This window comes from Leptospiraceae bacterium (assembly GCA_025059995.1).
In the GTDB taxonomy this organism is placed as follows: domain Bacteria; phylum Spirochaetota; class Leptospiria; order Leptospirales; family Leptonemataceae; genus SKYB61.
In genome coordinates this window covers 122,884-147,673 of record JANXCF010000004.1, presented here as the reverse complement: position 1 = coordinate 147,673, position 24,790 = coordinate 122,884, and the positions used below count along the sequence as shown (strand labels likewise).

Here is a 24,790-nt window from a genome sequence, read left to right as displayed (position 1 = left end):
AGTTTGAAAGTCACTATTGTTGGTTCTGGTTATGTAGGGTTGGTTACCGCAGTTTGTTTTTCTGACTTGGGGCATGAGGTTCTATGTGTTGAAAAAGATGAAGACAAACTAAAAAAACTCCAAAAAGGAATGGTTCCCTTTTATGAACCCGGTTTAGATGAATTGTTGAAGAAAAACTTTCAAGGGAAAAGGATTCATTTTTCCCGTTCCATGGAAGAAGGAGTAGAATTTTCTGATGTGATTTTTCTTTGTGTGGGAACACCGCAGGGAGAAGATGGAAAAGCTGATTTGTCTCAGATTGAAGAGGCATCACGACAAATTGCTCAGGCGATGAAAAGCTATAAATTGATTGTAGAAAAATCTACCGTGCCAGTAAATACCCATCAATGGGTAAAGAAAACCATAAAAAGATATTTAACCATAAAAGACATTGAATTTGATGTTGCTTCCAATCCTGAGTTTTTGAGGGAAGGAAGTGCTATCTTCGATTTCATGAATCCCGATAGAATCATTATAGGAGTGGAAAGCCAGCGTGCAGAAAAATTATTAAAAGAACTTTATCAATATTTTATAGAGAATAATTTTAAATTTATGGTCACGTCACCTGCTGCTGCCGAACTGATTAAGCATGCATCCAATTCTTTCTTAGCAATGAAAATTTCTTTTATTAATATGATTGCCGATTTGTGCGAAAAGGTGGGAGCAGATATACAAGAAGTTGCTGACGGCATCGGAGCCGATAAACGAATCGGTCGTTCTTTTTTGAATGCAGGAATTGGTTATGGAGGGAGTTGCTTTCCTAAGGATGTGAAGGCTTTTATCAAAATTGCCGAAGAACATGGGCTTGACTTTGGGCTTCTGAAGGAAACTGAAAAAATAAATAACCAAAGGAGACTCCGATTTATCGAAAAGATTGAAGATGTCCTATGGATCAGCAAAGAAAAAAACATTGCCATATGGGGTCTATCCTTCAAACCCAATACCGATGATATTCGAGAAGCACCATCGATTGATATTGTAAAAGAGCTCAATCGACTGCAAGCGAATTTGTTTCTGTATGATCCCAAAGCCATGGAAAACTTTAAAACAATTTTCCCAGAAAGTGAAAACCTTCATTATGTAAAGGACCCTTATGAGGCAGTTCAAAATTCCGATGCTTTAATCATACTTACTGAGTGGGAGGAATTCCAATCCGCCGATTTGAGAAAAGTCAAAGAACTCATGAGGTTACCAATCATCATCGATGCAAGAAATATTTTTTCAAAATCACTTATGCAAGATTTAGGATTTGAGTACTATTCCATAGGACGGTGAACATGAAAACAGCATTGATCACAGGAATTCGTGGGCAAGATGGGGCATATCTTTCCCAATTCTTGTTGGAAAAAGGATACAAAGTTTACGGAGCGGATCGTAGGAGTGGTGATTCTTCTTATTGGCGATTGAAAGAACTTGGCATAGAAAGAGAAATTGAGATTCTGTATTTGGATCTTTTGGAATTTGATAACATTTACCGGGTTATTGAAAAAATCCAACCTGATGAAGTTTATAATTTAGCGGCTCAAAGTTTTGTTGCCACTTCTTTTGAACAACCTATATTGACCGCAGAAGTAGATGCCATTGGTGTTTTGCGCCTTTTGGAGGTAATCCGAATTGTTAATCCAAAAATTAAGTTTTACCAAGCATCTACCAGTGAGATGTTTGGTAAAGTTCGGGAAATTCCTCAAAATGAAAAAACCTGTTTTTATCCGAGAAGTCCTTATGGGGTTTCTAAGGTTTTTGGACATTGGATTACGGTAAACTACCGTGAAGCTTATAATCTATTTGCATGTTCGGGGATTCTTTTCAATCACGAGTCACCTTTGAGGGGGATTGAATTTGTTACGAGAAAAATTACTTATCACCTTGCCCAAATCAAATATGGCTTAAGGGATAAACTTGTTTTAGGAAACATTAATGCAAAAAGGGATTGGGGTTATGCAAAAGAGTATGTAGAAGGAATGTGGATGATGCTACAGCACGAAAAACCCGATGATTATGTCTTAGCTACAGGGGAAAGTCATAGCATTCAAGAATTCGTTGAATTGGCTTTTTCGTATGCAGGATATGAATTAGAATGGATTGTTGACGGAGATCAAAAAAAAGCGATTGATAAGAAAACAAAAAAAGTATTAGTAGAAACCTCAAAGAAACTTTATCGACCTGCGGAAGTAGATTTCTTGATAGGTGATTATTCAAAAGCGAAAGAAATATTGGGTTGGACCCCAAAAACCACATTCAAAGAATTGGTCTATATTATGGTTGAAGCTGATCTAAAAAGAATTTCCAACGAAGTAAGTTACAAAAACTTAGATTCAAAATGAAGCACATAGAAACCATCACTGATATAAGCTTACAGCGAAGGGATTTTCGTCATACAAAAATCATTTGCACTATCGGTCCTTCAACCAGCAAGCCCAGTGTCATTGAACAATTAGCAAAGGCAGGGATGAATATTGCAAGGATCAATATGTCCCATGGAACCCAAGAAACCCACTTGCAAGTCATCAAAACCATCAAAGGATTGAATCGAAAATTGAATCATCCCATAGCAATACTTATAGATTTGCAGGGACCAGAAATTCGCACAGGAGATGTATCTAATCGAATTCAATTACATCCTGGTGAGATTTTCACTTTTACCATCATACCTAATGTGAATGTAGAAGAAAAAAGTGTTTTCGTAAACTACAAAGATATTATTAAGGATTTAAAAGAAGGAGACCGAATAACCGTTGATAATGGATTAATCAATCTACAAGTTTTGGAAAAAGACCTTCACTTAGGGACTTTGAAATGCTTAGTTTTGGAGGGAGGAGAATTAGGTTCTCGAAAACACATCAATCTTCCTGGAGTTAGGGTCAATCTTCCTTCCATCACAGATAAAGACAAAGAAGACATCCTTTTTGCGGTCCAACAAGATGTGGATTTTATAGCATTGTCTTTTGTTCGTAGAGCTGAGGATGTTCGTCAAGCTAGGGAAATCATTGAAAAAGCAGATGGTCATGCTCAAATCATTGCCAAGATTGAAAATCAAGAGGGGTTGGATCATTTTGATGAAATCCTCGAAGAAGCTGATGGCATTATGGTGGCAAGAGGAGACCTTGGAGTTGAAATTGAAATCCAAGATCTACCCATTGTTCAACGAGAAATAGTTCAAAAGTGTATAAAAAAAGGAAAACCAGTGATTGTGGCTACCCACATGTTAGAATCCATGATTCAAAATCCATTTCCAACAAGAGCAGAAGTTACAGATGTTGCCAATGCCATTTATGAGCAGGTTGATGCCATCATGCTATCAGGAGAAACAGCCGTTGGGAAATATCCCGTGAAAGCCGTAGAGATGTTGGATCGAATAGCAAGAAGGATGGAAAAAGAAAAAAACATTGGTTTTCATTTAGAAAGGGAACCAACTTCAATACGAGAGAGTTTAGCAAAAGCTGCATGTATTTTAGCAGATAATATCAATGCACCTGCCATTGTTGTGATCACCCGTAGAGGTCTATTTGCAAGACAAGTAGCTTCTTTTCGTCCCAAAAAAGCAATCATCTACGCTTTCACTAACATGTCCAGCACTAGAAGAAAATTATGGTTGATACGTTCCGTCGTTCCGTTCGTATTGGAGTTTTCTCAGGACCCAGAAAAAACCATCCGGAAAGCCTTCGAAAAATTAAGGGAACGCAATCGAGTTCTACCAGGTGATCCCATTGTGGTATTATCTGATGTTGAAGCAGGGCACGAAAAAGTAACAACAGTTCAAGTGCGGGTTTTTCAATAATCTTTATAAAGTTTTTCTAATTTTTGTATCCCTTCTTGTAAGACATCTCGATCTACTGCATAAGATATTCGAATCCACTGGGTTTCATTACAAAAAATTCTACCCGGAACCAAAATCAAATTTTCTTCTAATGCTTTTTCAGAGAATTCCATATCAGAATATTTACTTGGTACTCTGGCAAAAACGTAGAATGCACCTTCTGGTTCATAAAAATCTGTTAGCTGTTTTAAATGAGTTTTGAGAAGATCGCGGTTTTCATGATAATACTTGATGTAATCTGATATATCTAAATCAAGGGCGGTTATACCCGCATATTGAACAGGAGTGGGCGCACACACAACTGTATATTGCTGGAGTTTGATCAAACCTTCAATAATGGATTTAGGACCTGTTGCAGCAGCTAAACGAAGACCTGTCATGCTATAGGATTTTGAAAATCCCATCAAAGTTAAAGTGTGAGGATAAATCGAACCTGGGCTTATGAATTTTTTTTCATAGTCATATAATTCATAGATTTCGTCGGAGACGAGCAAAGCACCAGTCTTATCGGCTAATTCTGCTAAGGCTTGGATTTGATCTTTCTTGAGGATATAACCCGTAGGATTGGAGGGTGTAGAAAACAAAATTAGTTTGAGCCTTCGAAACTTTAGATTTTCTAAATCTGCTTTTTGAAAGTTTTGATTTAAGAGAATTTCATTTGCTCGAAAAAAAGAAGTCAATCCTCGATAAATCAAAAAGGCAGGCTCAATCAATAAAACATCATCACCTTCATCAATCAGAGACATGAAAATCAAAAAAAGTAAGCTTGACACACCAGAACTGACGATGATTTTATCTGAAGAGGTTTGTATTTGGTTTTTTTGGGAAAATTTTTCTACAAGTTTTTCTCTCAGTTCTTTGATTCCTTGAGTGATTGTATAAGAGGTCTTTCCATCTTTTAGGGCTTGATACATGGCTTCAATGATGGGTTGTGGAGTAGGAAAGTGAGGTTGTCCAATCGATAAATTGATGGGATTTCGAAGCCTTTGAGCTAAATCAAACATTTTTCTTATAAGAGAAGTATCGATATAATTCATTCTCATTGAAAAAAGCTGCTTTACGTATGAATCTAGCATGAGTTCAGTTTTTTCATTCAGAAAAAGTTTGAAACTAAAACTTAATATTTCGAAAAGAAATTTTGCATAAACTCAAGATTTCATAGACATATATACTTAGAATGAAACCAACATTACTTTGGAAAATAATTTTGATATTTCAATATGGCATTTTGTATTATTTTCAGTTTGATTTAAAACTAAGTTTTTATTTGTTTTTTTCTACGTTGATTCTGGTTTTGGTATTATTGTTCTTACAAAAAAAAGTGGTTTTTATTAACGAATATCTTATTCCTAAAAGAAAAGGAAATCTTCTTTGGATAGTTTTCTTTATGTTGTTTTTTGTGGGAATTTCTTATTACAAGGATCGATTTTGGACCCAACCAAAAGAAACTCAGAACTCAGACCTTTCTTATGAAGAATATGAAATAATAAAAAATTATCGATTTGGTTATACTTATTATGCGACCGGAAAAATCCAAAAAGTTCTTTATCCCGGGATGTATTTAACAGAGATCAGTCTTGATAAGATTGAAGTATTTTATAAAAAAAATAAAACTTATCAAAAAGATGATACTTATAAAAACTTCATTGGAAAGACTTTAAAAACATCCTTACAATCAGAAAGAAAGGATTTATGGGAGGGATGCCAAGTTCAACTTTGGTTTTATGGAAAAGTATTTTTTTATCCTCTCAAAGATAATCATGCCTTTTTTCAGTATCTAAAAAATCAGGGAGCTCAATATTACTTCAAAATCAAAGAAAAAAACATTCAAAGTGTGGATTGTCCCCAAAACATCAGCATTCAAGTAAAAGATGCTCTTATTGACATGATCGAAACGAAAGTTTCAGAAAAACATCATCAAGGCATCATCTTAGGATTGATCTTAGGAAACTCTAACTGGATGGAAAAAGAAAAAAAAGATCAAATCAAAAAATTAGGACTTATGCATTTATTTGCTGCAAGTGGTTTACATTTGGGAATTTTGTTTTTTGTGATTTATTTTCCTTTGAGTAGACTTTTTGGTAGAAAGCATTTTTTAAGTTTTTTGTTGCCACTACCCATTTTGTTTTTTTATCTTCACGTTTTGAATTTTCCCTATACGTTAGTTCGTGCTTATTTGTTTGTTATAATAGTTTTTGTATTGACCATTGTCCACAAAAAACAATCTGTTTATGATTTATTGACTAATACTTTTTTATTGATGATATTGATTTTCCCTTATTCTGTTTTGAATTTGTCAACTGGAATGTCCTTTGCTGCAGTTTCAGGTATTTTAATCCTTTATAAAAAGTTAGAGGATTTGTTCTTGGATGATAATATTTTTCCCAAATACAATCGCTTACAAAATCTGAAGTATTTTGTCATCAAATTTGCAATAGTTCAATTCCTGATTGGATTATCTGCTTCTTTTTTTATTTTGCCAATTCAATTTTTTGTTTTTAGAGAGTATTCGTTGCTTTCTCCTGTCTATAATTTCGTTATGGTTCCAATTGTGGGTTTTTTTCTTCCCATTGTTTTTAATGTTTTGATTGTGTCTTTGATTTTTAAAGATGTATTTTACATTAACTCTATAATAGATTTTTTGTGGGATTTTATTAACATTTTTATGATTGGGATTGACTTTTTGATCCAAACATTTTCCAAAACCATCCTTTGGATGAGATTTTCTGAATCTTGGAATCTAGCATTTTATCTATCAATAGGATTTATTCTTGCATTTTTATATTTGTTGAGGAACGAAAACCATCATTTCCTATCAAAACTTCATCAGAGAAATAAAATAATCACACTTTATCTTACATTCCATTCCCTGCTATTTGTTTTATATTTCTTTCATGCTTTTGTATGAAATTTCCTTTTTATAGTGTGACTCGTATTTTAGAAGAGATAAAGAAAAGAAAGGGAAATATCCGAAAATCTTTAGGACAAAATTTTCTTATTGATCCCAACTACGTAGAAAAGATTTATCAAATCATAATAAAAGAAATACCTAAAGGGTCGTTATTATTAGAGATCGGTCCTGGCTTGGGAGCTCTTACCCATAAATTACTTTTTGATTATCAGATGCATTTAGTAGAAATTGATCCTTTGCTCTGTGATATATTGAAATCAGAGATTATCAAAAATGAATCTGTGATACTTAACAATCAAGATATTCTGATTTATCTAAAAGAAAATCCTTCTAAATATGAATTCCTCATAGGTAATCTGCCTTATTACATTACAACAGACATATTTACCAACTGTGTTCAGTATGCAAAGAAGCCTGCAAAATTGATTTTTTTAGTTCAAAAAGAGTATGCCGATAAGCTCATTATGAAAAATAACTCTATTTCAATATATTTACATAATTATGGTCGCATCGAGAGATTCTTTTCTATTCCTAAAGAAAGCTTTTATCCAAAACCAGAAGTTCATTCTTCTTTGATCTTATTTGAGTTGTGGGAAAAAACATATTCAGATCCAGAAGTTTTACAAAAAGTTCTGCGAATGAGTTTTCGTGGAAAAAGAAAAAAACTCATAAACTCTTGGAAAATGGCAGAAGAATTCATATCAATCTCTTTGCTAAAAGAAGGAGCAAAAGAACTTTCTATTGATATTGAAAAACGAGCAGAAGATATAGATTTTCGTCTTTTTTACGAATTAGTTAATTATGTTGTTAAAAATTCTTAGGTTTATCCTTGGAGAAAAAGATTTCTTTTAAAGTATGTATGTGTCTTTGTTCCCATTCTTCAAGGGTAATTCCTTCTTTTTTTGCTAATCGTTCTCTATGTTTGGTAATGAAACGAAAAACTAAAGGGTATGTTATAATTGAAAAAGGGACAGCCCAAATCAGACTGCCTATTAAGGCTGGTATGCCAAAATCATTAATCAAAAATTCAATCCAATAGACTAAACCATCAACCAAACTCATACTGATTGATTTTTCAATTACAAGTTTAAAAGAATCAAATGACAAAAATTCATAATGTAAGTTGAAGATTTTGAGTGAAAAAATTCCCGTTACATAAAAGCTATAATAAAAAAATGGGAGTGTCAAGGGATTAGTAATCCAAACCATGGCAAGCGCTATGGGTAAATGAAATCGAATTTTAAAAAACTTTAAAATTAGCCAGTTAAGAGTAACAAGATACATTTGAACCCCCACAAGTGGGTTGAGAGCCCAAAACATCCCAATAGCCGCACCTAAAGCAATTTCGCTTCTCGGGGAATGGGCTTCTTTTAAAGGATAAATGATTTTTTGGTATATGACATTATAAATTCTATTAAACATCAACTTCAAATTCCAAGCATTTTTTGACGAGTAAATAAAATTTTCTTTTCAATTGATAGAAAGTTTCTAACGTGTTGTTCTATGAAATTTTATTGTATTCGACATGGTATAGCTGAAGAACCAAACGACGAGAAAGAAGATTTAGAACGTAAGCTCACAGAAAAAGGAAAAGAAAGGATCAAAGCATTAGGGAAAGTCATTTCGAAAATTTTTAAAAAGCCAGATTTAATATTGACATCTGAAGCTTTACGCTCTTTAGAAACGGCAGAAGTTTTAAATTCCTATTGGAAATCAAAAAAGATTGAGACCTTCTCCAAGCTAAATCCGGGTGCTACAGTAATGGATTACGTGTTTGTTTTAGGAGCTTATATAAATAAAGATATCATCAAATCCAATTACAAAATTTGTCTTATTACCCATGAACCCGATCTAAGTCATTTCATCACAGCCTTTTTGACAAAGCAAATCGAATATGACTTTCAGACTGATGAACTTGTGTTTAAAGAAAATTTTATCAATATTGATTTTCCTTTGAAAAAGGGTTCAATTTTTGTCTTTGATTGGGATGGTGAGAGTATGGAAGTAGAATGTTACCTCACCCCCTCCATCGTAAAAAGAATTCGTAAAAATTTATGAATTTTTAGAATTTTGATCAAAAGCTTTTAATAATTCAATTGGTATAGGAAGCACTACTGTAGAATTTTTGTCAGCTGCAACTTCGACCAATGTTTGTAAAAATCTCAATTGGACTGCAATGGGATGTTTTTCGATCACTTTTGCAGCTTCGGCTAACTTTTCTGAGGCTTGGAATTCACCTTCAGCTGAAATCACTTTTGCCCTTCTTTCTCTCTCTGCTTCTGCTTGCCTTGCCATAGCTCTTTGCATTTCTTGGGGTAAGTCAATATGTTTGAGCTCAACTAAAGAAACCTTTACACCCCATGCATCCGTTTGTTTATCTATGACTTCTTGTAAATGAGCGTTAATTTTTTCTCGATTGGCTAAAACTTCGTCTAATTCAGATTCTCCCAAAATGGATCTCAATGTTGTTTGACATAGTTGGGAGGTTGCATAAAGATAATCTTCAACCTCGATGATGGCTTTTTGAGGATCCATTACCCGAAAGTAAACCACCGCATTGACTTTAATTGTAACGTTGTCTTTCGTAATCACATCTTGTGGAGGAACGTCCAAAGCTACAGTTCGAAGACTCACCTTTTCCATTTTATCAATAATAGGGATTAAAAGTATTAAGCCTGGACCTTTTACGCCACTAAAACGTCCCAACCGAAAAATTACCCCACGCTCATATTCTTTTAGAACTCGTATAGCTTGAGATAAAATAAAAATTGCCAACAGAATAATAAAAAGTATCGAACTAAATGCCATATATCACCTCTTTGTAGATTTCTAAATCATTGTATGATTTTGCTTTTTTAATTATCGTCAACTTTTTTTACTATCAACGTCATCCCTTGTCTTTCAATCGGTCTTATCTTTGAACCTTTAGGAATGATTCCTTCTTTCGTAATGGCATTCCAGTATTCACCATGAATAAAAACTTTTCCTTTTTCTTGGTTAATATCTGAAGTGGCTTCTCCAATCTCTTTTAATAAAAGGGTATCTCCACTGACTACTTCTTTTTTTGATGCTTGTATGACTTTGTAAAGAATAAACATCATTAATATTACAATAAAAAGTGTTGAAGAAATCATGATGGCTAATGAAGTTTGTTCTACTTCTTTCATGGAATCAGCAATCCAAATAGTTCCCAGTATGATAGAAATAATACCTGCAATTGCTAATAAACCATAAGACATAAGTTTTAGTTCTAAAATCAGAAAGATAATTCCTAATGCAATCAAAAGAAAACCAGTATAATCTACGGGTAGGGTTTGCAAACCATACAAACCTAGCAAAAGCGAAATAGCTCCAATCACACCAGGAAAAATTAATCCCGGGTATTGGATTTCAATCATGATACCTGCCATACCGATCATAATCAAAAGATAGGCAATGTTCGGATTGGCAACTAAACTCAAAATTTTATTTCTTAGATCATCTTTTAACTCAACAACTTTGATGTTTTTGGTTTTTAAAATTTTTTCTCCTTCAATCGTTTTTACTACTTTCCCATCGATGGAATTGAGTAAATCTGCTTCTGAATTCGCTAAAACATCAATTAGCTTAATTCTCAGTGCTTCATTCGATGGGATATTAGCAGCTTCTGTGATGGTTTTTATGGCAAATTCAGAGTTTCTGCCATAATATTCAGCTATGGATTTAATTTTGGCTATAGAGTGATTCATGATTTTTTTTCGGAGGGCTTCTTCATCTTCTTTTGAGGGAGTTTCTTGTGTTCGACCCATTGTAATGGGAGTAGCTGAACCTATGTTGGTTGCAGGAGCCATTGCGGCAACATGACTTGACATTAAAATAAAAACGCCCGCTGAACCACAAGTTGCCCCAGGTGGTGCTATGTAAGTAATCACAGGTACCTTTGAGTTCATGATGGATTTTACCATTTCGTCCATCGAACTCATTAAACCTCCAGGTGTATCCAATTGAAGAATAATCGCATTTGCTTTTTCTTGATTTGCTTTCTCTATCGCTTTGATCAACTTTTCCATTGAAGCTGGTGTTATAGCATCACTTATGACTACTTTATAAATAAATTCTTCGTTTTGATGTTGGGTAATTTGTTCTTTTTCTTTGTCCTCAGCTTTGAGGAATATGGGTATTACAGCAATGATTGATAGTAAAATTAAAATCAGTTTATTTTTTTGCCTTTTCATTTATTTTCAAATTAAATTAAAATGACACAAAGTAAACTAAAAATTCTTTTGAAAAAAATTACGTCAAGTAATCAAGTGGTAACGGAAAAATTCAAATTCAGGGACGATTTTCAAAGAAAAGTTTTCTTTTTTCGCAAAGTTGGTTAACTCATAACCAGTTAGAAGTGTAGGTTTTTTGGATTTGTTTAGGATTTTCAAAATCTCGTAGGTTCCTTTTTTTGATTTTTCAATCTCAATGATTCCTAATGGACCGTGCATGAATACCAAATTCGCATTTTTAATTTTTTCTTCATAAGCCTCAATAGTTTTAGAACCAATATCAATCCCCTGATAGGGAGAACGTATCTCTCGAGGTGATGTTTTTGTCTTTGCTTTAGAAGTGATTTTATCGGTGATAATATGATCAAACGGAAGAAGAACTTCACATTCTTCTGAGTAGGCTTTATTGATGATATGAAAAGAATGACTGATTTCTTCTCTTACATATGCACTATTTCCAATTTCAACTCCATTGGCTTTGAGGGTGTGTAACCCAACACTTCCTCCAAATAAAAGTGTTTGAAAATACTTAACACAAGCCTCTAAAAAAAGATTCGTTTTTTCTATTTGATTTCCGCCAAAAATACCTACTTTCTGTTTGATGGTTTGATTCTGCAAGAGCTCAATGAAATACAAAGTTTCATACACATCTGAAGTAATACAAAACTTATTATTTTCAATATTGGTTAGTGTATTATTTTTCTTTAGTTCAGTTAAAAATCGATAGCTTTGAATAATAATGAAATCAAAATATTGAATGATTGGGATGAATTCCTTTGTAGGGTTGATTATGTATATAATTTCATTTGATGGTTTTTCAGGTGTTTTCTCAACATGTTGGAATTGTAAGTGATTATTTTGTTTTTTAAGATTTTGAATCAAAGTTTCTATGTTTTCATGAAAAAAATTGCTTGATTGTTGTATTTGATTATTGATTACAGGCATTAAAAAGAGAGTTGTGGGTTTTAGTTTCAGAAAATCTAGTAATTCTGAAATAATTTCGATCTGAGCTCTCAATAAGAATGGATATTGATGATTATCGTACCAATCGAAAAGTATCAAAGAATTCCCAGAAATATTGGTGTTTTCTATCCTTAAAAACTTCATGAAGCAAAACAAAAATTATGAATTTTTTTGCAAGTCAATTCTTTTCTTAAGTTCAAAACAGATGAGAAGAAATACAGTACTCCTGTATTGTGTGAAAAAAAATTGATTTTTTTGTTCACTGTAATATTATGAAAACCATGAAACTAATAGTTTTTTTAGCTTTGGTTTTTGCTTTTAGTTTAGTTGCTAATTGTCGGACACAGGCAGTTAAGATACAAGAGGTGCAGGCTGACTCTGATGCAAAAGTGAAAGAAGCGATTCGAATTTTTGATGAGTTTTTTGATAATCTAAGAGCTGAGCTCATGAAAGCTATTCAAAAAAATCAATTTGATGGAGCGATATCTGTTTGTAAAGAAATTTCACCTGCAATGGAAAGATCTTATTCTGAAAAATACAAAATGAAGATCTATCGAATTTCTGATAAATATCGCAATCCAGATCACAAGCCAACACCTGACGAAATGGAAGTTCTCAATTACTGGCAAGAAAAGATGAAGCAAAATCAAGAACTTAAAGCTGTGTATTTCCAAGTAGGCAATAAAACCAAAGTCATGAAGCCTATTAAAACCTTTGCTGATTTATGCCTACAATGTCATGGCGATCCAGCTAAAATGAATCCCGCTGTTTTAGAACGGATCAAAAAAGAATACCCAGATGATAAAGCCGTTGGATATAAATTAAATGATTTACGGGGTGCATTTGTTGCTGAATTTTAGCAATGGATGAAGAATCAAAAAAATGTAGCTGTTTTGTTCATTAACTTAGGAACACCAAGCCAACTAAAAGAAAGTATAGTCAAGAAATACCTATCTGAATTCTTGATGGATGAACGAGTGATCGATATTCCCTATTTATATCGATCACTCCTTGTAAATGTCATAATTGCTCCGCATCGAGCAAAAAAGTCATTAGAAAAATACAAAAAAATTTGGAACTACGAAAAAAACGAATCTCCATTAATTACCATTACAAGAAGTTTTATAAGTAAGTTAAAATCAGGATTACCAGATATTCTGATTGATTTTGCTATGAGGTATGGAGAACCAAGAATTGAAGAAAAATTAAATTTTTTTTATCGTCAAGGTGTTCGTTATTTGTATGTTATTCCCTTGTATCCTCAGTACGCTACCTCCACTATTGGATCGAGTTTAGCAAGTGTTTATAAGATCAATTCAAAGTTCTGGGATCCTATGATGATTACTGTTCATCCGGTTATTTATAATGATCCAGAATTTATTGATTTGTGGGTGAAACATATTCAAGATGAGCTCCCAGAGTTTCGGAATTATTATTTTATTTTTTCTTTTCATGGTGTTCCTGTTAGGCATATAGAAAAATCAGATCAAAAAAACGTCTGCTTAAAAGACAATTGTTGTGAAATCCAACAGCCTGAGTATTGTTATCGAGCCCAGTGTTTTTATTTAGCAAAACAAATAAGTCATCGATTAGGTTTAGATGATTATCTCGTTGCCTTTCAATCACGACTTGGGAAAGAAAAGTGGACCCAACCCTATTTAGAAGAAGTAATCATTGACGTAGCTAAAAAACACGATCAAATTTGCGTTGTGCCGTTATCCTTTGTGAGTGATTCTTTAGAAACCTTAGAAGAACTTCAAATTACGATAAAAGAAATGTTAATGAGTCATAGAATAAAAAATTATAAAGTAATTCCTGCCTTGAATGACAAAAATGAATGGATAGAGTATTGGAAAAACAATATCCTTAAGTTCTTAGAGAACTAATTTTTCTTTTCTTTTGTTTTTTCTAACCGAAAATGAAGTTGATGAGAAAAGGATTAATTGTTAGCTTATTTTTTTTATCAAATTGCATAAGTCTAAACATCAATCAACCACCTTCAGTTATAGAAAACACATATCCAAACAAATTTTTTTCAACCGAAAAAAAACAACCTCAAGAAGAAGATAAAACCCACCAGACAAGAAGCCATTCTTATAAAAAAGAGATAAATCCACAAGATCAAAGTGAAGAAGAACTCTTTTTCGAAGAGTTAAGCAAACAAGACCCCTATCTCGATAAGATCTGCAAAAAATGTAAGCCTGATAATCAACCACCAGGTTATACAAATCAAGAAAATGAAAAAGAATCGACGACCACAAGCAATCAAAATCCTTATATTGGGGAATTACCAAAACCAATCATAAATCAACAAAAAGAAGAAGCGATCGTAGTTGTTAGTTCAAATACTGGCAGTGCAACCGAAAACCAAGCATATCCAACATCAAGTTCTTTGGAGAATTTTGATGAAGAAGGGATTGCTTCTTGGTATGGGAAAGAATTTGATGGAAGACCTACCGCATCAGGAGAAATATTTGATAGTAAAAAACTAACGGCAGCACACCGAAGCATTCCCTTAGGATCAACTATTCTTGTTCAGAATTTGGAAAACCAGAGAGAAGTGATCTTGAGAGTCAATGATCGCGGTCCTTTCGTAAAAAATCGAATCTTGGATGTTTCCGAACAAGCAGCAGAAATATTAGGCTTCAAGCATAAGGGTTTAACTCGTGTGAGAATCAAACTTTTACAAAAGGGCAACCTCAAAGATAAGGGAGAAGGAACTACTGCATTTTTCTATAAAACTGCAGAATTAGGTGTTGGTGCTTCCCCTCAAAATGAAAATTTGATTTCCAAAGAAAAAAGCCTTCAAAATCAGATAAAAGACATCAAAGAAGCTCAATTTTACTCGATCCAAGTGGGGGTTTTTACGGATATAAAAAACGTAGTTCGTTTAAAAGAAGAAATTGAAAGTAAATTGCCTTATCCTGTTTTCGTTTTTAGGCGAGGTCGAGAATTTGTAGTTCGAGTAGGGAATTTTTCAGAGAGACACACTGCTGAGGTTATAAAACAAAAACTAGAAGAAGCAGGTTATTATGGATTTATCGCCTCACCTGAATGAGGCTTTTGCTTGCAAATTTTCACTTGATTTTTAATATGACAACGGATTTGTTGACAAAATAACTAAAAATTATGGGTAAAAAGTATTTATTTTTCTTTTTTTTATTTCTGTTTTTGATGGAAAGTTCGATTTCTCATACGAAGTTGATACGTGTTGCAATTGATAATAAATATATTCAAACTTACCGAAATACTCAGGGGAAATGGGTTCTCAATCAAGGGTATCAAAATCCCAAAAAATTGCAAGAACTTGCTAATGAATACCAAACCACCGTCCAAGCAATCAGAAGTCTTAATGAAGATTTGACAAAAAAGTACATTTTTGTGCCATATGGGGATGATTATTTAAAAGAACTCCTAAGACAAGGTTTTGGGCGGAGGATATTTAATATTGATCCAAGAAGTTTTTTATGGCCTGTTGAAAATCCCGATTTCACTTCTCGTTATGGTAGAAGGTTTAATGAATTACATCAGGGTTTGGATATGGCTGTTCCGATTGGAACCCCAGTTGTAGCTGCTAGAGACGGGATTGTGAAAAAAACAGGCTGGATGGGAGGGTATGGATATACAATCGTTTTACATCATCATCAAGATGGGAAAGAAACCCTTTATGCTCATTTGTCAGAAATTTTGGTTTTCGAAAATGAAGAAATCCAAATCGGACAAATTATTGGCTTTTCAGGAAGCACAGGTAGATCAACAGGACCTCACTTACATTTTGAGGTGATTTTTCAAGACATCAAGTTGAATCCAGAGGATTTTTTACCTGAAAGTTTTTTCCGAACTGATGTCATCATCAAAGAAAGTGTTGATGGAGTAATCATTCAGGAGACGGTTCCTAATATCGAAGGATCTCCTTCCCATGTTCAATTGTCTTTATGATTTTACGAAAATGGAATCCACAAATCCAAGAAATCTTAATCAAACTCAAAGAACATAAGCAAAATTCTTTAGCGGTTTTTGATTTTGATCATACCTTGATTTATGGAGATCAGGGTTTTAATTTGATGAACTACTTGATTGAAAATCTTTACATTAAAGCCGACGAAGAATGGTTTTGGGACGAAAAGCATTGGTATAATGTTCCAGGCGAAAAGATAAGAAAAATCAAAGATTTGTTTTTTTCCCTAAAAAAAAATCCCACAAAAGAACATATAAAAGCATTACTTACCGAGATTTTTCAAGTTTATGATCAAATCGAAAATCAAAATCAAGAAATTGCTTACCGATGGACGAAGATCTTTTTTGCAGGCTACAAAGAAGAAGAATTGGAGAAACATTCTGTTCAATCGTTTGAACAAGCAATGAGAGTATATTCTAAAAATGATCCCTCAAATCAAGAAACACAAATCGCCATCCACACCGCATTGCATGATTTGATTCAATATCTAAACTCCTCTGGATGGGAAATTTATATCATCACAGCATCGCCTGAGGTAGCCATTCGTGCCATCATTCACCATTGGGGTCTAAAAAAAAGCCAAGTATTAGGGATGAAGTTGCAAATAAAAAAAAATTATCTACAACCGGAAATCATCGAACCATATCCTTACGGAAAAGGAAAGTGGGAAAGATTAAGACAAGTAACCCACAAACCCATCATTCTTGCCGTTGGGGATTCTCGGTCAGACTTTGATTTATTAGAAAATGCTGAATATCCCGTTTTTATCAATCGAAACCAGAACAGCAATGTTCTAAAAGAAGCAGAAAAAAAAGGCTTTTTCATACAATCATTGGTGAATGAATAAAAAAAAAACCATATACTTCATAGGAGCTCCCCTTTCTAATCTTGATGATATAACCATAAGAGCTCTAAACATTCTCAAAGAATCAGACTTGGTTTTAGTAGAATCTTATCGCAACTTCACTACTTTGATCAAACATCACAAGATTGACATTCCCAAAGAAAAGATCTATCAATACGATGAAGAAAAAGTCAAAATCAAAGATCTTCGTTCTGTTTTACTGCAAAATCAGACGATTAGCTATATTAGTGATGCAGGTATGCCCGTTTTTATGGATCCCGGAAAAGAATTAATTCATTTTGCCGAAGAACATCAGTATTCAGTTCAGGTAATTCCAGGAATTTCTGCATTGAGTGTTGCTTTAGTTTATGCAGGTATTGACGAAGCCTTTTATTTTGCGGGTTTTCCACCCCGTGAGACGTATCTACGTCTTCCATTTATTAAAAATTTGGAAAAGTATAACGTTGTTGTTTTATACGAAACCCCCTATCGTAATAAAAAACTACTTTCTGAATTAAAAAAGCACTTATCTTCTGATTGGATTTTGTTTGCATTTTTTGATCTTACGGGAGATCAAGAAAAGATTTTAAAATTTCCTCTAAAGGAATTCAAAGACATAGGGGATGCAATTGATAAACTCCCAGCTGTATTTGTTCTAAAAAAGCAAAAAAAATTTGTAAAATCATAAAAGCTCAATTATCTTTAACCTGTGAAAGAATTCTTCAAACCCAAAAGCTTGGATGAGTTCATAGGTCAAAAGATCATTAAAGAACGCTTGAAGGTAATGATTGATTCTTCGAAAAAAAGAGATCAAGCTTTGGATCATATCTTACTTACAGGAGCTCCTGGTCTTGGGAAAACCACCTTAGCTAATGTAATTGCCAATGAGTTGGGAGTAAAACTACATGCGGTTTCTGCTCCAATGCTAACAAAACCAGGAGATGTTGCAAAGATACTCTCTTTTTTAGAAGAAAAAGAAATTTTGTTTATTGATGAAATCCATCGGCTTCCCAGATCATGTGAAGAATTATTATACACGGCGATGGAAGACTTTTACGTCGATATTATCGTAGGAGAAGGAGTCACAGCAAAAACCATACGCATGCAATTACCTAAATTCACGTTGATAGGAGCTACCACGAGAGCTGGTTATATCAGTAATCCTTTTTATTCGAGGTTTGGGATAGAAATGAAATTTCAGTTTTATGAGAAGGAAGAAATAAAAAAGATTCTACTTAAAGTTGCAGAACATCTAAATATAGAACTACAAGAAGAAGAAGCAGAGTTTTTGGCGGATTATTGTCGTATGACTCCGAGAGAAGCCATTCGACTTCTGAAAAGGATTTATGATTATGCAGTTGTTTCAAATGTCAAAAAAATTCACAAAGATTTCTTGAAGAAAACATTAGATCAATTAGGAATTTCTTTGATGGGGATAAATGAATTTGACAAAAAAATTTTAAATTTGATTTATACACGATACCACGGAGGACCAGTTGGCATACGAACTCTCTCTTCTTTGCTTGATGAAGAAGAAAAAACCCTTTTGGAGAACTATGAACCGTTTCTTTTGAAAATGGGATTGATTGAAAAAACCTCCAGAGGAAGAATCATCACTCCAAGGGGAATAGAAATTTTAAAAACTGAAGAAAATTATGCGAGTAAATAAATCCAAACGACAAGTAGAAAAAAACGAATTTATTTTTCTGAAATATGCAATTGTTGTAGTATTACTTCCTTTTTTTTCTCTTTTGAATGCTTTGTTTTTACCCAGTCATGTAAGTATTTTGTTGGAACAACTGAACCTCGAAAGTTCAATCGTAAAAAATTTTTATAAAGTTTATCCAGTAATTGTTGAACACTTTACATATGCTCCTTTTAGAGAAAATCAAATCCCTGTCTATTCTTATAGAACATCTGGAGGTAAAGGGGGAATTACGAAAGAATATGGTTTTCATACACTGACTAATAGTGATACTTTTTTGGTATCCTACTCTTTGCAAGAAAAAGACACAACACAACCTATACAAAAAGGAGTGCATCAAAACCAACAAACCACAAAAAGTTCAAATAAAACAGAAAAAACAGGTTTTGATGAAGAGATTTACCTAAAGAAAAATTATCAAAAAAAACAAGATGCGACCGAAGATAAAAGTTCGTCAGAAAATTCAGAATCAAAACTCCCAACAAAAATTCCCGCCAATTATCGTTTTCGGAATGATTTTAGTCTAAGGTGGGATGATTCTCCTGATATCGCCATCGCTAGTGTGGAATTAAAAGGCTACAAATACTTTCGAGATATGTTAAGACAGATACGGGATAATTTTTCTCCTCCGGGATTAAATTTAGTTTGGAGGGATAGTGCTGGAGTTGTTATCAGTCAGCCCATCAAACCACAAGTAGTTCGAGTTCTTTTTCTTTTGGATTATGATGGAACAGTAAGAGATGCAAGGATTGTGTCGAGTATGGGGCAGAAGCCAGTGGATGAGGCATGTATACGAGCACTTTTGAATCAGAATTTTGGAACTCCACCACCTGAGGTTTTCGAACATGGCAATATCTTCGGAATTAATTTTGTTTTCCCTCCTTTGCATTGAATTATTCTAATTTCCGTAAAAAACGAACTTCTTTCTTCCAAACGCCACGAAGAAGGTTTTCTTTAGATAGTAAAAAAACACCAAGAATTTCGTTTTTTTCGCTTTGAAAGATGTGAAGTTGATCATTCACCACATGGTAGGAGCAGGTATGGAGTTCATCCTTTATGAGAATTTTGCATTGGTATTCTGGTTCGAACTTGATTAAGATCCTTTCGTAAGAAGGATAGACTTCATAGATGCCTGTTATGTCTTTTTTGGATTGTTCTTGGATTTTGAGTTCTTGGTCCTTTTTACAACTCAAAAAAGAAAAGATAAGGATCAATAAAAGTATGAAGGTATCCATGCTCCGTCTTTACGCAGCTTGATCAAAAAATTTTTATTCAAGAGTTTTTGTTTATCGTAGAAATGAAAATTGATTTCTCCCCCCACATAGATGTTAAAGTTTCCTGTGCCTCGTAAGAGAAACTGAGAATTTTCAATCAAAATGAAAACGGGATGAAAATAAGCCCCAGCACTTGAGTATTCGAGCTTCATTCGAACAGGGTCTTGAATTTGGATTTGAAGAAGTTTTTCAATCATTTCTTTTCGATAGTCATTTTTTAAAATCACAGAATCTACATCAAGCCTTAGGCTACTGGAATTATTTAAATAAAAATCTTGTTGTTTTAAGCCTCGAGCACTTGTAGTGTATTGGAATTCTAATTTTTTGATGCTATTTGCGCAGAGATTGCATAAGAACGGGATTTCGATTTGCGGTTCTTCTGCTTGGGTAAAAAAATTAAAGTGTTGCTGTGGAATATTCGTAAGAAAATTCACGGAGTAATTCATCTGGATTTTAGAACTTGGTTGGTTTCCGTATAAATCTAACCTTGCCTCGAGTTCGTTCATGATGAATTTCCCTTTGAGTTCAGGTAGATTCTGTTTTGGTTGAAGAAATTCAATTTGAATTTCTATTTTTGTATTTTTGATTACGTTTTGATAGAAATCAGTTTTGATGAATTTGTCCTTCCAAGGTTTTGTATATTCAATGGTTTTTAAAGAATCTTCTTGGAATTTGTTTCTTTGATGATGAATTAGCTTATAAGCAATATCGAAAACACTCTGATAATCAAGTGAAGAACCACTTAGACTTCCCTTAAACACCCATTTGGGGAATGATTTGGGAGAATAAAAAAGACTCCCCACGAAAGAAAAAGGAAGAGTATCTATTTTTCCTTTTAATAGGAGCTCCCACTGATTATCAATAATAGGTTTTAATTCTACACTTTCAATAAAAACCAAAGGCAATTCTTTGGAATGAAGTACAATCAAATTCCTTCCGCTAAGGGTAGATTTTATGGTATGGATGAAATTTTTTTCAATCCAATCAATTTGAAAAAAGACATTTCCTTTGGTGTTCCACTGGGTTTTGATCTTTTGATTGTCTATTGGGATTTCCCCTTGAATTTTGATTTCTTTTTGATCTTTTTGAATTAGCTTGGAAAGTTGGATTTCTTTTGATTGGATTTGTATTTTGTATTCTTCATGAAAAATGCTTTTATCATAATTTGAAGTTGTGGTATAGTGCAAGTTACCATTGATATCATTGAGCTCTAAAAAACTCATATTTCCCTTTAAGTTATGGTATTTGCCTATTACATTAAAAGAAAAACCCTTAATTGATAGGTCTATTGAACCTCTTCCGTTGAAATAAAAATGGAGTTTATCATTCAAAAATTGGGATTGTTTTTCTGTTTTGATTACATCAATAAACTCTTCAAAGAATCTTTCTTTTTTGAATGCATGATTTTGTATTGTGAAATGGATTCTATTTAGATCTGATTTTGTGTCCCAGTTTCCATGAATTTTGATTGTTTTGTTCACACCTTCTATGAAAAAACCTGTGATTTCTATATAGTCTTCCTTTGGAGTGATTGTGATTTCAAAATTTTGTAAATCAAGTTTATGATTTATTAATTTTAGGTTTTGGAATTTCCAAGTTATGTTGTGTTTTTTTATGTTTTCTGCTATACTTTGAAGATTATTGTAATTCAATAAGTCTTTTTTTTCAGAGCAACTAAGTTCTTTCATTATGATTTTTTTTGGGGTATTACTTAGTTGAAAAAGTTGAAATTCTATCAACACTGTTTCGATATTACATTCAAATTTTTCGTTTTGGATTTGGGCATGATTGATCTTTAAACCTCTCATGATATGAAAAGTTGCATACTGATAAGTAATTTTCGTGCTATCCAGAAAACTGAACTTTTTGAATAAATTAGTTGTAAGTTCTTTGTTTTGAAATTTCTTATTGATTTGATAGTTGATGAGGAATATTCCAAATGAAGAAACTAAAATGAATAAGAAGACATACAAAAAAACCTTTGTGTATTTTTTCATCATAAAAAAGAAGTTTTGGATTTCATTCTTTAATTTAACTACGTATTTTCTTTATTTCGTATTGGGAAATTCTTTTTTGTATTCTCAAAACAAAATTCTCTCCGATGAATCATCGAACTGGCGGAAATTAGAATCTTCTTATGTAATACTATATTTTCCTGAAAATTATAGTTTATTAGGACTTAAGGCATTTCATGTGGCTAATCAAACTGTTGCTGAGTATTCGTTGTTATTTCGCCATAACTTGACTCATCAGGTGATCATTTTTTTATATCCTTCATTTCGGGATTTTCAATCGAGCCACATAATCGAATTTTATTTGCCAGAGGGAGTTGCCGGGTATACAGAACCCTACTTTGAGCGAGTGGTTCTTCCCTACAACGGAAACGAAGAAGAAACTTTCCATACACTACGACATGAATTAGTGCATTCTTTTCAGTTTGACATAGTGTTAAACTTGATGGAATCAAATGATTTTCCCATACCTTCTTGGTTTACTGAAGGGATGTCAGAATATTTAAGTATTGGGACAGAAGGAGGGATGGATGAATTTCTGCGAGATTTGGTGATCTCCAACCGACTGCCTGACTTGTATTCACTTATTGACTCAGAAATTGATTATAGCTATTATAAAATAGGTCAGTCCGTGATGTATTTCATCGATAAAAAATGGTCAAAGGATCATATCATTCTTCTTTTTAAGAATATGCTCATGACGAAGAATTTACAAAAAAGCTTCTATTTAACTTTTCAAATGGATTTTTTTGATTTTAACATTCTTTGGAAGGAATTCGTTTATGAGCTTTATCGAAAAGATGTTTCTTTCTCCAAAGACATTGAAGGACGACTCACTTTTCGTTATTGGAGTTTATCTCGTTTTGATAATCCTTTTTATTTCAAACCTTCTTTATCTTCTGATGGACGATATATTGCTTATATTACGTTTGATAAGATTTATCCCGTTGTCGTAATACAAGAACTCAAAGAATTCGTCGGATATTCAGAGCTTCCACCAAAGAAAAAGATAATTATTTCTTACCTAAGAGATGAAAATTTTGAAGAATGGCAGCCATTAACTACTCGATTGAATTTAGATGAAAGATTTATTTACATACCCACGAGAAGCCGCTCAAAAATGGCTATCATCAAGTATGATTATCTAAAAGAAAAAATAGAAAGTGTTTATTACTTACCATTTGATACTTTTTGGGAACCCTTTCTTTCGAAAAACCAAAAAGATAAAATCGTTTTTACAGGTTCACTTCGAGGCTTTTCAGATGTTTATCTTTTGGATTTACAATCAAAGCAGATGGAAAAGCTAACGAATGATTTTGAATATGAGTACTCTCCTGTTTTGAGTTTTCAAGAAGATGAAGTTTATTTTGTAAAAAAAGAAAAATCAATTTTCCACGTTAAGTCCATAAACCTAAAAACAAAAGAAATAAAAACTTTGTTTTTCTTGGAAGAAGAAATCAAATCTATCCAGAGTGGAACCATCAACATTCGTGGAAGTACCAAAAAAGGGATTTATTATATAGCCAAAAAAAACCAAAAGTTTCAGTTGTTTTTCTATGACGTAGAACAAAAAAAACACTACAAAATCAAAGAGCACTCAAGGGACATTCAATATTTTGATTTTTATCAAACTACCAAAGAAGATTCGGAATCGAAATTGATTTATACCGTAGTAGAAGAGGGGATCCCCGAAATCTACTTAATAAAAGACAGCAAACGAAAAGAAGAAGCTCACGAAATCTATGGTTATAATAAGACAAATTATTTTGAGGAAATCACCTTTCTCCAAAAAAAAGAAAAAAACTTTCTACCTCAAAAACAAACAGTTGTTTTTGAGGAACCAAACATCAAGCCCTATGAATACACTTTTTATCGAAATTTTTTTCCCTTTATAGCTGTCAGTGGAGCTTTTGATAACAGAGGAAACAGCAATGTGGTCTTTCTTGGTTTTGGTAGTATGGCAGATTTACAAAAGAGGCATCAGTTAGATGCCTTCATTACGTATCAGTCAAGACCAGTGATTTTAAACGGAGAAATTCAATATACCCATCGTTGGAACCGGCTTGAATGGCAGACTGGATTATATAGTTATAGTGGAGTCTTTGTGGTATTGAATCCTTTGGATTTGAGTCTAAATAACATTTTGTACAATCCTTTCCAAAGGCTTCTTACAAACATCAATTCTGGGATATATAGTGGTTTTCGGTATTATCTTCATGGATATAGCTCTGCTGGAATCCAATTGGATTTAGGGAGATTAGAGCAAATCTATTTACCAAGACTGCCTGAACAACGTCCCAATGAAGATGTCTTTAAAAATCACTTGTTTTTGCGTTGGTTTTATGCCTATGATAATGCCAAATATACGATTTTCGGTCCTTTGGATGGATATGCATTAGTGGTTGGTTATGAATACCCAATCAACCGAAATAACTACTATCGAGAAGTTTATCAAACCTTCTTTGAGTTTCGTTATTATCATTTGTTTAGGAATTTTTCTTTGTTTGCTTATCGATTTTTTGTGGGGATGTTAACAGGTAAAGAGGCAAAAAACTTTCCATATCGGATTGGTGGGTATGCAACCATTCGAGGTTATGATTTTCAAAAGTTTGAGGGTCAGTATGCTTTTTTGATGAATCTGGAATATCGTTTTACTTTTCTTGAGGGAGCTTCTTTTGGTTTTCCCTTTCGTTGGAATTTGGGCTTGATTCGAGGTTCTTTGTTTTTGGATTTGGGTTCTGCCTTTGATGATTATCGCAAATTTCAAGCTTTCAAAAAGGGAAGAACTTATGACCTAAAAGCTTCGATTGGGGTGGGTTTGCAATGGCTAAATTTTTTATGGTTTCTTCTACCAGTTCCAGGAGCTATCATGAAGGTTGAATGGGCAAGTCCTTATGATGGCGTAAAGACTTTGCCTTTTTCGAGATGGCAGGGTAGATTTTCTATTGGATTTAATTTTTAAAAAACCGAATTGACTTTCATAAAATTAAGAATAATATGAAATCAAAATCAAA

The 24,790-nt window shown here is 33.4% G+C and carries 22 protein-coding genes; 15 read left to right on the top strand and 7 right to left on the bottom strand.

Translation table 11 applies throughout. The features are described 5' to 3' along the window. Window positions 1–3 precede the first annotated feature (3 nt). Genes NZ853_07280 through pyk form a run of 3 tightly spaced genes read left to right on the top strand, consistent with a single transcriptional unit; the run spans window position 4 to window position 3,817 of the window. Window positions 4–1,314: a UDP-glucose/GDP-mannose dehydrogenase family protein gene (locus NZ853_07280; protein MCS7205482.1), complete on the top strand. Its 1,311-nt coding sequence runs from the start codon at window positions 4–6 to the stop codon at window positions 1,312–1,314. 2 nt (window positions 1,315–1,316) lie between these two features. Further along, window positions 1,317–2,363: a GDP-mannose 4,6-dehydratase gene (gene gmd, locus NZ853_07275; GenBank protein ID MCS7205481.1), complete on the top strand. Its 1,047-nt coding sequence runs from the start codon at window positions 1,317–1,319 to the stop codon at window positions 2,361–2,363. Next, complete coding sequence (pyk, locus tag NZ853_07270; GenBank protein MCS7205480.1) at window positions 2,360–3,817, top strand: pyruvate kinase; 1,458 nt, start codon at window positions 2,360–2,362, stop codon at window positions 3,815–3,817. The genes gmd and pyk overlap by 4 nt, the downstream gene beginning before the upstream one ends. On the opposite strand, the gene NZ853_07265 is transcribed toward pyk, so the two are convergent. Beyond that, complete coding sequence (locus NZ853_07265) at window positions 3,811–4,932, bottom strand: aminotransferase class I/II-fold pyridoxal phosphate-dependent enzyme (GenBank protein MCS7205479.1); 1,122 nt, start codon at window positions 4,930–4,932, stop codon at window positions 3,811–3,813. The two genes, pyk and NZ853_07265, sit on opposite strands and share 7 nt — an antisense overlap. 101 nt (window positions 4,933–5,033) lie before the next feature. Between NZ853_07265 and NZ853_07260 the strand changes: the two genes are divergently transcribed. Continuing rightward, window positions 5,034–6,764 carry a ComEC/Rec2 family competence protein gene (locus NZ853_07260; protein ID MCS7205478.1) on the top strand — a complete coding sequence of 577 codons (1,731 nt, stop codon included), beginning with the start codon at window positions 5,034–5,036 and terminating at the stop codon, window positions 6,762–6,764. Then, a complete protein-coding gene (gene rsmA / locus NZ853_07255) occupies window positions 6,761–7,588 on the top strand; it encodes a 16S rRNA (adenine(1518)-N(6)/adenine(1519)-N(6))-dimethyltransferase RsmA (GenBank protein MCS7205477.1) in 828 nt (275 codons plus the stop codon). Before NZ853_07260 ends, rsmA begins: the two co-directional genes overlap by 4 nt. Here the strand turns inward: rsmA and NZ853_07250 are convergent. Then, complete coding sequence (locus tag NZ853_07250; protein ID MCS7205476.1) at window positions 7,575–8,189, bottom strand: DUF2062 domain-containing protein; 615 nt, start codon at window positions 8,187–8,189, stop codon at window positions 7,575–7,577. The two genes, rsmA and NZ853_07250, sit on opposite strands and share 14 nt — an antisense overlap. An 81-nt stretch (window positions 8,190–8,270) precedes the next feature. On the opposite strand from NZ853_07250, the gene NZ853_07245 reads away from it, so the two are divergent. Further along, entirely contained in the window at window positions 8,271–8,825 is a 555-nt protein-coding gene (locus NZ853_07245) for a histidine phosphatase family protein (GenBank protein ID MCS7205475.1), read from the top strand. Here the strand turns inward: NZ853_07245 and NZ853_07240 are convergent. From NZ853_07240 to pgk, 3 genes are all read right to left on the bottom strand, one after another. Continuing rightward, window positions 8,820–9,575, bottom strand: a complete 756-nt coding sequence (locus NZ853_07240; GenBank protein MCS7205474.1) for a slipin family protein — start codon at window positions 9,573–9,575, stop codon at window positions 8,820–8,822. The genes NZ853_07245 and NZ853_07240 overlap by 6 nt on opposite strands. 47 nt (window positions 9,576–9,622) lie before the next feature. Then, a complete protein-coding gene (locus NZ853_07235; GenBank protein ID MCS7205473.1) occupies window positions 9,623–10,981 on the bottom strand; it encodes a nodulation protein NfeD in 1,359 nt (452 codons plus the stop codon). A 63-nt stretch (window positions 10,982–11,044) separates the two neighbouring features. Next, a complete protein-coding gene (gene pgk, locus NZ853_07230) occupies window positions 11,045–12,127 on the bottom strand; it encodes a phosphoglycerate kinase (protein MCS7205472.1) in 1,083 nt (360 codons plus the stop codon). A 128-nt stretch (window positions 12,128–12,255) separates the two neighbouring features. Between pgk and NZ853_07225 the strand changes: the two genes are divergently transcribed. The 8 genes from NZ853_07225 (at window position 12,256) to NZ853_07190 (ending at window position 19,382) form a co-directional block, all read left to right on the top strand. Continuing rightward, window positions 12,256–12,843, top strand: coding sequence for a DUF3365 domain-containing protein (locus NZ853_07225; GenBank protein ID MCS7205471.1), 588 nt, complete (start codon window positions 12,256–12,258; stop codon window positions 12,841–12,843). Window positions 12,844–12,849: 6 nt separating this feature from the next. Continuing rightward, window positions 12,850–13,869, top strand: coding sequence for a ferrochelatase (hemH, locus tag NZ853_07220; protein MCS7205470.1), 1,020 nt, complete (start codon window positions 12,850–12,852; stop codon window positions 13,867–13,869). Between the two features lie 41 nt (window positions 13,870–13,910). Then, window positions 13,911–15,041 (top strand): septal ring lytic transglycosylase RlpA family protein, encoded by a 1,131-nt coding sequence (locus NZ853_07215; protein MCS7205469.1) that lies wholly within the window; start codon window positions 13,911–13,913, stop codon window positions 15,039–15,041. Between the two features lie 71 nt (window positions 15,042–15,112). Further along, complete coding sequence (locus NZ853_07210; protein ID MCS7205468.1) at window positions 15,113–15,922, top strand: M23 family metallopeptidase; 810 nt, start codon at window positions 15,113–15,115, stop codon at window positions 15,920–15,922. After that, entirely contained in the window at window positions 15,919–16,788 is an 870-nt protein-coding gene (locus NZ853_07205) for an HAD-IB family phosphatase (GenBank protein MCS7205467.1), read from the top strand. Before NZ853_07210 ends, NZ853_07205 begins: the two co-directional genes overlap by 4 nt. Then, window positions 16,781–17,473 (top strand): SAM-dependent methyltransferase, encoded by a 693-nt coding sequence (locus NZ853_07200; GenBank protein ID MCS7205466.1) that lies wholly within the window; start codon window positions 16,781–16,783, stop codon window positions 17,471–17,473. Before NZ853_07205 ends, NZ853_07200 begins: the two co-directional genes overlap by 8 nt. A 21-nt stretch (window positions 17,474–17,494) precedes the next feature. Beyond that, window positions 17,495–18,454: a Holliday junction branch migration DNA helicase RuvB gene (gene ruvB / locus NZ853_07195; protein ID MCS7205465.1), complete on the top strand. Its 960-nt coding sequence runs from the start codon at window positions 17,495–17,497 to the stop codon at window positions 18,452–18,454. After that, window positions 18,441–19,382 carry an energy transducer TonB gene (locus NZ853_07190; GenBank protein ID MCS7205464.1) on the top strand — a complete coding sequence of 314 codons (942 nt, stop codon included), beginning with the start codon at window positions 18,441–18,443 and terminating at the stop codon, window positions 19,380–19,382. The genes ruvB and NZ853_07190 overlap by 14 nt, the downstream gene beginning before the upstream one ends. A 1-nt stretch (window position 19,383) precedes the next feature. Here the strand turns inward: NZ853_07190 and NZ853_07185 are convergent, their stop codons facing one another. Next, window positions 19,384–19,725: a hypothetical protein gene (locus NZ853_07185; protein ID MCS7205463.1), complete on the bottom strand. Its 342-nt coding sequence runs from the start codon at window positions 19,723–19,725 to the stop codon at window positions 19,384–19,386. Then, entirely contained in the window at window positions 19,701–21,764 is a 2,064-nt protein-coding gene (locus NZ853_07180) for a hypothetical protein (protein MCS7205462.1), read from the bottom strand. The genes NZ853_07185 and NZ853_07180 overlap by 25 nt, the downstream gene beginning before the upstream one ends. On the opposite strand from NZ853_07180, the gene NZ853_07175 reads away from it, so the two are divergent. After that, the gene (locus tag NZ853_07175; GenBank protein ID MCS7205461.1) at window positions 21,718–24,738 is read left to right on the top strand and encodes a hypothetical protein; all 3,021 of its coding nucleotides are present in this window, start codon (window positions 21,718–21,720) and stop codon (window positions 24,736–24,738) included. The two genes, NZ853_07180 and NZ853_07175, sit on opposite strands and share 47 nt — an antisense overlap. Window positions 24,739–24,790: the final 52 nt, after the last annotated feature.